At 72.5% G+C, this 3144-nt stretch carries 3 protein-coding genes and 2 pseudogenes; 3 read left to right on the top strand and 2 right to left on the bottom strand.

From position 1 onward, the window contains the following. Nucleotides 1–222: pseudogene (locus KVA01_RS12495) on the bottom strand (DUF1345 domain-containing protein); the annotation flags it as partial. Nucleotides 223–398: 176 nt separating this feature from the next. Next, the gene (locus KVA01_RS12490) at nucleotides 399–1823 is read right to left on the bottom strand and encodes a dihydrolipoyl dehydrogenase family protein (protein ID WP_068469747.1); all 1425 of its coding nucleotides are present in this window, start codon (nucleotides 1821–1823) and stop codon (nucleotides 399–401) included. Nucleotides 1824–2035: 212 nt separating this feature from the next. Here KVA01_RS12490 and KVA01_RS12485 point away from each other — a divergent pair, with 212 nt between their 5' ends. The 3 genes and pseudogenes from KVA01_RS12485 to KVA01_RS12475 form a co-directional block, all read left to right on the top strand. Beyond that, entirely contained in the window at nucleotides 2036–2716 is a 681-nt protein-coding gene (locus KVA01_RS12485; protein ID WP_082810374.1) for an enoyl-CoA hydratase/isomerase family protein, read from the top strand. Beyond that, entirely contained in the window at nucleotides 2709–2918 is a 210-nt protein-coding gene (locus KVA01_RS12480) for a hypothetical protein (protein ID WP_141270563.1), read from the top strand. Before KVA01_RS12485 ends, KVA01_RS12480 begins: the two co-directional genes overlap by 8 nt. Before the next feature lie 11 nt (nucleotides 2919–2929). Then, nucleotides 2930–3144: pseudogene (locus KVA01_RS12475) on the top strand (antitoxin); the annotation flags it as partial.

The following is a 3144-nucleotide window of genomic DNA, read 5'->3' as shown; positions in this document are numbered from 1 at the left end:
ATCTGCGAAGAGCCAGTTCACCCCGGTCTCCTCCGCGGACAGGGGCCACAGCACCGCCACGGACATCACCACGTACGCGAGGGACACGCCGCACGCCCCCACGAGCACGGGCATCAGCCCGCCGAGGAACAGGGCGGCGGCGCCTCCCGCGGCGATCCCGATCACCACGGCTGCCGCCAGTCTCATCTGGGCGGAGATGGGCCGCCGCTGTGTCGTCGTCATCCCCCCCCAGGCTATCGGGGTGCGCCGCCCTGGGGTCCGCCACGGCGCGCCCCGCCAGCCTGCCCGGCCGGGCTGTCCGCCTGCCCGGCCGGAGCCCCGGTCTGCGTGCCCGAGCCACCGGGTTGGTCTGCCTGCCCGGATTGGTCTGCTCGGCCGGCGGGTCAGCAGACCAGGAGTCAGCGCAGGGACGCGGGGAGGTCCTCCAGCAGGCGCAGCCAGATCTCGGACGCGGTGGGGTAGCTCGGGACGGCGTGGCGCAGCAGGCTGACGGGGATTCCTCCCACCACGGCGATGGTCGCCGCGTGGACGAGCTCGGCGGCGTCCGGGCCCACGAAGGTCGCGCCGAGCAGCCGCCCGGTGTCCTCGTCCACCACGAGTTTGGCGCGCCCGGCGGCGTCGTCGCGCAGCAGCGCGGCACCCGCGGCGGCGGTGATGGGCGCCTCCGCCACGACCGTGCGGTGTCCGGCCGCCCGCGCCTCGCGCTCGGTCATGCCCACGGCGCCCACCTGAGGGTCCGTGAAGACGGCCTGCGGGACGGGGACAACGGCGGGCGGCGCGCTCTCCTGCGCCCCGGCCAGTCGGGCGCCGAGCACCCGGGCCTCGTACTTGCCCATGTGGGTCAGCAGGGCGTCGCCCGTGGCGTCACCGACGGCGTGCAGCCACTCGGGAAGGTTCCCGGAGCGGACGTCCTGCGGCGTGACGCCCACGGCGTCGAGACCCAGGTCCGCGAGCCGCGGCGTGCGGCCGGTGGCCACGAGCACCTCGTCCGCGGTGAGCTCCCCCTCGGTGGTGCTCAGCGTGACCGGGCCACCGTGCACGCGGCCCAGACCGGTGTTCCGCGCGTTGTCCCGCGAGGCGGACTCCACAGAGGTTTCGAACCGGAGCCGCACCCCGGCCCGTTCCAGGGCGCTCTTCACAAGTTCCCCCACGAACGGCTCCTGGCTGTTCAGCAGCGCGTCCCCGCGCACCAGCAGGGTCACCTCGGACCCGAGAGCGGCCATCCAGGTGGCGGCCTCCACGGCCACCACGCCCCCACCCACGACCGCCAGGCGGTCCGGGACCTCCACCACGCCGGTGGCGTCCCGCGAGCTCCACGCGTGGATCCCCTGCAGCGCGGGCGGCACGAGCGCGCTGGACCCGGTGGCCAGCACGACGGCGCGGCGGGCCGTGAGCGTGCGGGTGCGCCCGGCGTCGCTCACGCGCACCTCGCGGGGACCCACGATCTCGGCGTGGCCGTGGACCACGCGCAGACCGGCCTTCTCCGCCCAGCGGACCTGCCCGGCGTCGTCGTAGTGGGAGACCCAGGCGTCCCGGCGTGCGAGCAGACCCGCCCGGTCGAGCTGCGGGGTGCTCACACCCTCCAGGTTCCCGGCGGTGGCCGCAACCTCCAGGGGTCGCAGCAGGGCCTTGCTGGGCATGCACGCGTAGTACGAGCAGTCCCCGCCCCTCAGGGACTCCTCCACGACCACCGCGGACAGCCCGCCGTCGTGGGCGTACTGCGCCACGTTCTCTCCTGCTGGCCCGCCACCGATCACGACGACGTCCGCGACCTCCTGCCCGCTCGCACCGGCTTCCGAGGTGCTCTGGTTCGAGGTGGTCATGGGGGCTCCGATCGTCGGGGTGGTGTGCCGCGAGTCTAGGCCCGAAACCGACCGATGCGTCTCTTCAGACGCGGTGCAGTCGGGTCATCATGATCAGCCCGTTGCCGATTGGCGCGGGCTGATTTTCTTTCGGAGGTGGACCGCGGTCTCGGACGACAAGCCGACTTCGGTCTCCGGCAGGCCCAGGAACGACGGTGTGCCATGCTGGCAACGTGACTCAGCTGACACACCAGGACAACGTCTTCACCCTCGACATCAGTGACTCCCTCGACGGGGACCACCGCTTCACCGTGGAGCGGATCCGCGCCATCGACGCCGCGCTCACGGAGGTCGAGTCGACGCCCGGAGAGCTCGGACTCGTGGTCACGGCACAGGGCAAGTTCTTCTCGAACGGTCTCGTGCCGGAGCTGTTCGCCGAGCCGGGCTACAGCGCGGCGTTCCAGGCGCTCGTCGCCCGCATCCTGGTCCTCGGGGTTCCCACGGTCTGCGCGATCAACGGCCACTGCTACGGCGGCGGTCTCCTGCTGGCCCTGGCGTGCGACGAGCGGTGCGCCCGTTCGGAGCGCGGGTTCCTCTGCCTCCCGGAGACCTCGATCGGGGTCCCGTTCACGTCCGGTCTGGCCGCGCTGGTCTCCGCGCGCCTCGCGCCGCGCGAGGTCCACCGCGCCATGGTCCTGTCCGAGCGGTACGACGCCCCCACCGCCGCGGCGGCCGGGATCGTCGACGACGCCGTCCCCGCCGCAGACCTGCTGGCCCGCGCCCAGCGCCGGGCCGGGGAACTGAGCGGACTGCGCGGCGTCGTCCTGGCCGCCAACAAGCGACGCCGGTACGCAGAGGTCGTGGAGGCGCTGCACCGCGCGGAACCGCTCAGCGTGGAGGCCTCGGATGCCTGAGCAGGAAACGAACCAGTTTTCGATGCGCGGCCGTCTTCACGACGACGCGGCGTATCAGGACGCCAGGCGCACGCGGCGTCGTGAGGCACTGGAACAGCTCACGGCCGAGGCCTCGGAGGCGGGGTTCTACGAGTACGCCGCAGAGGCCTATAAAAAGCCTCTCGAGGAGGCCCGCCGGAGCATTGAAGCCGAGAACCATTAGATGATGCTCACATGCCCGAGGATCACGTGTCGGAAGAGATGATCGAGGCGTGGGTCGCCGAGGCCGAGGCGGGTTACGACGTGGAGGAGCGCAAGCGTCGCGGTCGCGGGCGCCCGGGACGAGGTGCTGAGCCGATGCAGGTCGTCGCCGTCAGGCTGACGGCCGAGGAGCTGCCCCCTCGATCGCATCGTGGAGCGTGAGCACACCTCACGATCCGAGGTGATCC

Source organism: Kocuria varians, assembly GCF_006539885.1.
In the GTDB taxonomy this organism is placed as follows: Bacteria; Actinomycetota; Actinomycetes; order Actinomycetales; family Micrococcaceae; genus Kocuria; species Kocuria varians.
The sequence above is the reverse complement of the archived record's forward strand: the minus strand, read 5'-3'. Positions and strand labels throughout refer to the sequence as shown.